The organism is Lishizhenia sp., from assembly GCF_057456495.1.
In genome coordinates this window covers 1-5775 of sequence record NZ_JBVCPV010000186.1, presented here as the reverse complement: position 1 = coordinate 5775, position 5775 = coordinate 1, and the positions used below count along the sequence as shown (strand labels likewise).

At 37.7% G+C, this 5775-nt stretch carries 4 protein-coding genes; 2 read left to right on the top strand and 2 right to left on the bottom strand.

The window, feature by feature from the left end; genetic code table 11:
* Positions 1–3835, top strand: a 3835-nt coding sequence (locus tag AC22ZQ_RS12005) for a T9SS type A sorting domain-containing protein (RefSeq protein ID WP_318959010.1), incomplete at its 5' end; no start/stop codon positions are given.
* A 65-nt stretch (positions 3836–3900) separates the two neighbouring features.
* The gene (locus AC22ZQ_RS12000; RefSeq protein WP_318959009.1) at positions 3901–4776 is read left to right on the top strand and encodes a DUF1853 family protein; all 876 of its coding nucleotides are present in this window, start codon (positions 3901–3903) and stop codon (positions 4774–4776) included.
* Here the strand turns inward: AC22ZQ_RS12000 and AC22ZQ_RS11995 are convergent.
* Together AC22ZQ_RS11995 and AC22ZQ_RS11990 are read right to left on the bottom strand one after the other, a co-directional pair.
* On the bottom strand, positions 4763–5164 hold the full coding sequence (locus AC22ZQ_RS11995) for a DUF1987 domain-containing protein (RefSeq protein WP_318959008.1): 402 nt from the start codon (positions 5162–5164) through the stop codon (positions 4763–4765). The two genes, AC22ZQ_RS12000 and AC22ZQ_RS11995, sit on opposite strands and share 14 nt — an antisense overlap.
* A gap of 102 nt (positions 5165–5266) precedes the next feature.
* A partial coding sequence (locus AC22ZQ_RS11990; protein ID WP_318959007.1) for a hypothetical protein occupies positions 5267–5775 on the bottom strand: 509 nt, incomplete at its 5' end.

Below are 5775 nucleotides of genomic sequence, written 5' to 3'. Positions count from 1 at the left end.
TCCTTTTGTTTATAATGGTACAGACAATATTATAATGGCTGTGGCAGAAAATCAATCAGGATGGGCATCAGGTAGTGATGAGTTCTTGTGTTCTGCTACAACTGGAGCTAGGTCAATAACGTATTTTAATGATAATGATGTTCAGGATATGAACAATTTGTTTGATGCTAATTCTGTTAAAAACTACATTCCTAATATTACGTTTTTGGGAATTGCTCCTGCGTGTAGTCCAGTTTCTAACGTAGACTTAAACTCAGTTACGCATTCAAGCTTTGATGTTATTATCGATCATCCAGTTCCTGCATCTTCTTATGAGGTAGAATATGGACTTAGTGGTTTTACACCAGGGAATGGTACGACTACTGTGGTTACTGGAGACTCATTGGAGTTAAATGCCTTAACGGGTAATACAGATTATGATGTATATGTTAGAGCAATTTGTTCTACAACAGATACAAGTGTGGCTTACGGTCCTGTTACTACTACTACTTTATGTGGCCCAAACCAACCTGATTTCACGGAAGATTTCACATCCTATTTACCAAGCTGTTGGAGCGAAGCTAAAGGAGTTTTAACTTCCAATACAGTTGTTTCCAATGCTTCAAGTTTTTGGGGATCTGCAACGGGAGCAGCAAAAGTGAATATTTACTCTAATAACAGAGAAGACTGGTTGATTTCTCCTTCTATTGATTTAAGTGGAGGTGCTTACGCCTTAAACATTACTGTACGTGCAACAGAATGGAACTCAAGCAGTGATGCAGTTTGGGGATCAGATGATTCACTCGCAGTTGTTATTTCAACGGATAACGGCGCAACCTGGTCTTTAACGAATGTATTAGACGTTTTCTCTGCATCCAATAATCCAGGATCTGCTGGAATTAACCTATGGTACGATTTATCAGCTTATACAGGAACAGTGAAATTCGGATTTTACGCAGCAAGTAAAACTTCAAATGAAGATATTGATGTATACTTAGAAGACTTTTTTGTAGGAGTTCAACCACAATGTTTAGAAGTTGATGGTGTGGATTTAAATTCTGTAACAAGTTCAACATTCGATGTGATTATCGACGACGCTCCATTAGAAGCTGAGTATGAAATAGAATATGGTGTGGATGGATTTACACCAGGTACAGGAACCGCAATTGTAATTTCAGGTGATTCATTAGAGTTAACAGCGTTAACAAGTAATACTACTTATGATGTTTACGTAAGGTCAATCTGTGGGGTAGGCGATACAAGTTCTTATTTCGGACCTATCTCTGTTACAACGGCATGTGGCGTTTACACAACAGATTACACAGAAGACTTTAGCGCATACTTACCAGCTTGTTGGGAAGAAGCATCAGGAGCTTTGACTTTGAATTCTGTTCTTTCTACGGGTTCTTCTGACTGGGGAGCTTCTTCAGGTAGAGCGAAGGTAAATATCTACTCAACTACAAAAGATGAATGGTTAATTTCTCCATCTATAGACTTGAGTGCTGGTAATAATTTCTTGAATTTCAAGATTAGAGCTACGGAGTACTCATCAAGTGATGATGCTATCTGGGGGGCGGATGATTCATTGGCTATTGTTATTTCAACAGACAACGGAGCAACTTGGACTACCGCAAATGTTTTAGATGTATTTAACGGAAGTAATAATCCTGGTGCTACAGCGCAAGACAAGTGGTATGATTTATCAGCATACACAGGTACAGTTAAAATTGCTTTCTATGCAGCTTCAACTGTTTCTAATGAAGATATAGATGTATTTATTGATGATTTCTTTGTAGGACAACAACCGTCTTGTTTAGTACCTACTTCTTTAACGGTTGGTACAATAACAAATAATAGTGCTGATTTAACGTGGACAACTTACTACGGAACAGGAACTGATTTCCAAGTGGCAGTGGTTGAAGCAGGACAAGCATTCTCAACGGCAACATTGTCTGTTGAAACAGGTAACTCTGCAACGATTTCAGGATTGATGTCAAATACAGATTACGAAGTATACATTCGCCAAATTTGTGGTGTAGGTGATACAAGTGTTTGGACAAGCGTTGCAGAAACTTTTACTACAGAATGTGATGCAGTAGGAATCGGTTATTTAGAGGAATTTACTGCTTACGTACCTACATGTTGGATGGAAGCTGACGGACTTCTAGGGAACAATGTTTCATTAAATAATGGTACATCTGTTTGGACAGACGACGATTTCGGAAATCAATCAGCAGGAAGTGAGTCGGCAAGAATCAATATTTACTCTACAAGTAGAAAAGATTGGTTGATTTCTCCATCTATTGATTTAACAGGTGGTAATACACAAGTATCATTCGATCTAATTGCTACTGAATATGCTTCAACAACACCAGCTGTTTGGGGAACGGATGATTCACTTGCAATTGTTGTTTCTACAGATAATGGTGCAACATGGAGTTTAGCCAATGTTGAAAAAGTGTTTACAGCAGCTAACCCTATAGATGCAAATGGTGAAACGGTTACGGTGAACTTGACAGACTACGCGAGTTTTTCAACGGTTAAAGTTGGATTTTATGGTAAATCTGATGTTTCAAATGAAGACATAGATGTGTTCGTTGATAATTTTATCGTAGAAACAGTACCAGATGTAACTCCTTCATTAGTGCAGGTTCAAACGGCTTACTGTGGTACAGGTGCAATTAATGCAGATTTCTACTTAGTAAACAATTCTTTGACGAATGCAGCTGATGTAGACTATGAAGTATTTGTGGATGGTGTGAGTTTAACTACGGGAGTTGAAAATATTCCAGCAGATGATTCTGTAATGGTTGCAGTAGGACCGTTAACGCCAACTGTAGGAGCACACGATGTGAATGTAGTTACGAGTTTATCAGGTGATGCAGATGCAACGAATGATAGTGAAACGATTACCGTTTATGTTTCTGCACCAGATGTTACTGCAACAGTTACTGATATCTTATGTAATGGTGATATGAATGGTGAGATTGCATTAGCAACAACTGACGCAATTGGTACTTTAGATTACTCTTGGACAGCCAATGCAAATGGTGCTACTACAGCTACCGTAACAGGTTTAGGAGCTGATGTATACATGGGTTACGTTGTGGACTCTATTGGATGTGAGGACAGTGTGGAAGTTACACTAGTTGATCCAGCATTAATAGATGTTACGTTAGACTCTATTTTTGATGTATTATGTTACCAAGGTACAAGCGGAGAACTATATGTTACTGCAACAGGTGGAACTGCTCCTTTAACTTATTTATGGGATAACGGTGAAATTACAGAAGACAACACTGTTGGTGTTCCGGCAGGAGATTATACGTTAACTGTTACGGATGACAATGGATGTACATTTACAACGCCTAACTACACGGTGGCTGAACCAACTGAATTAGTTGCTACAGCTGTAGATAACTTAAACGGTACTGCTACAGCGAATGTTACTGGAGGTACACCTCCTTACGAATATGTTTGGGATAACGGTGATCAAACACAAACACAAACTACTCCTCAATTAGGATTGCAAACAGTTATTGTTACTGATGATAATGGTTGTGAAGTAACAGCTTCTGTTACTACTGTGGTTGGATTGGATGATGTTAATCCATTGAATGCCGTTAAAGTATATCCTAACCCAGCAACAGATATTCTAAACATTGATATTACAGAATTGAATAATGTGACATTGAATATTGCACTTTATGATAACACAGGAAGATTGGTTACAAGTCTTTCAGGTGCTCAGAACCAAGTGGTGCAATTCAATACCTCTGAATTGGCGAGAGGGCTTTACACTTTGAAATTACAAAATGGTAAAGTGCTTAAATCAATCAAGGTCGTAGTTCAATAATTTATAGTTTATCTTTAGTGAAGAGGCCATCCTTTTAGGGTGGCCTTTTTTTGTTATTTTGCGATGTGGAACTGCTCAAGGAAAATATCTCACAATTTAGAACTCCAGCTATAAGAGACTTGGTTTGGGTGTTGTGTTCTCCTTGTCCCTTAAACGAAGTATCGGGTTTACCCTTGTTTACAGATGCTGCCAAATTGAAGTGGTATACTTCGCATTTTTCTTTGCTAGAAGCCTGGGATAAGGCTCCAGAAACATTTCTTAAGCATCTTAATGATTTCACTAAAAATCATCGCTTGGGTTATTATTTCGAAGCTTTGATGCATACCTTTTTTCACCTGAGCCCAAGCATAGAGGTTGTGATAGCCAATCATCAAATTATTAGGGATAAACAAACGTTAGGCGAGATTGATTTTATTTTGCAAGAAGGGGAGGAGATCTACCATTTGGAATTGGCCATTAAGTATTATTTACAATTTCAAAATGAGGATGATTTTAGTACTTGGCTAGGACCTAATGGAAAGGATAGTTTATCAAAAAAAATAAAGAAATTAAAAAGTCATCAATTACAACTCACAAAACATTTAGAAGCGTATCAAAACATTGCTTCTAGGGCCTTAATTTGTGGTCAGTTTTATCAAAACAATCAACGGGTAGTTTGGCAAAACACAAATGCTTTGCTTAAACCTTACATGAAACAAAGTGATTTTATAAAAGGTGATTTTGATGCGCATGTTGAGGCATACTATCTTTTAACAAAACCGCATTGGTTAAGTGCAACCGTAGTGCCTGATGAATCTTTACGGTTAGACGGGAAGGATGAATTAGTGGAAAAAATGAAGGAAAGTTTTGCGCAAAAAAAAGCAGTCCATGTTGGACTGCTATATGCAAAGGGGTATACCTCTATAGTTTTGGTTCCTGATGCTTGGCCTACATTGCCATAGCAAATTCTACTTCGCTGTACGGACAGAATTCAAATGGAATTTTTACCATGAAGGCAAAATCTTCTCCAATTTCTTTTACATCAACATCATCTTTCTTAAAGCGCCATATTACCTCAACATTTTCCTCTTTCAAGTAAACTTCATTGAGGGCGTAAAGGCAATTTAATATATACTTAGAAGAGGTGATGTTCATGTATTCAATGTCGAACACGAAGCTCGTTTTTGCAGCTGGTTGCTTGGCATAGTTCTCCACCCATTTCTGCACTGGAATCCAAAATTTATCCGAATCTTCGGGTATCAATCTACCTTTGATTTTTAAATTTCCAGTTAGTGAGTCTAGTTCTATGGCAGGCGACTTTGCAGTTGCTTGAATGAACAAATTATCCATAAAATTCTAACAGTCTTAATTTTCCTTGGCCGTAAAGATGCAAAATTTTATCCGTATTTAAGGGATTTTAACATTCAAAAACTTGCTTTGTCAACTTCACTTTCATTGATTTAAGCTTTCCTTATGTTGATTAAAGTGTAGGGAATACAAATTAACAGCCGGGTATTTTACGATGCGATTTACCACAACTTGTTTTGAAAATAGAAATTCCTTCAATTCATCTTTAAAGTAAAAGGCGATACTTCCAGTAACGGAAATTGAATTGGTTTGCATGGGTTTTATCGTGCTTTCGTATAGCTCTTGGAAAGACCTTTTGATGAGGTCTTGTACTTCTTGTTCTTCCTTGTGCTCAAACAAAAACTTACTTAAGGTGGCAATTTCCTTTCTGTCAATAGTATCTATATCAGCTTGAAGAGAAAAAGCTAAATCATTTTGATAAGCAGTAAGGAGAGCAGCCAAATTTTTAGACATCTTTTGCTGTTGGTAGGAGGCAATTAGCGTTCTTCCCATGCGTGCTCCACTTCCTTCATCACCCTGCGGGTAACCAAGTCCTCCAAAAGTTTCAATAATTTTATTTCCATCGTACTTCAGGCCAACACTTCCCGTTCCTA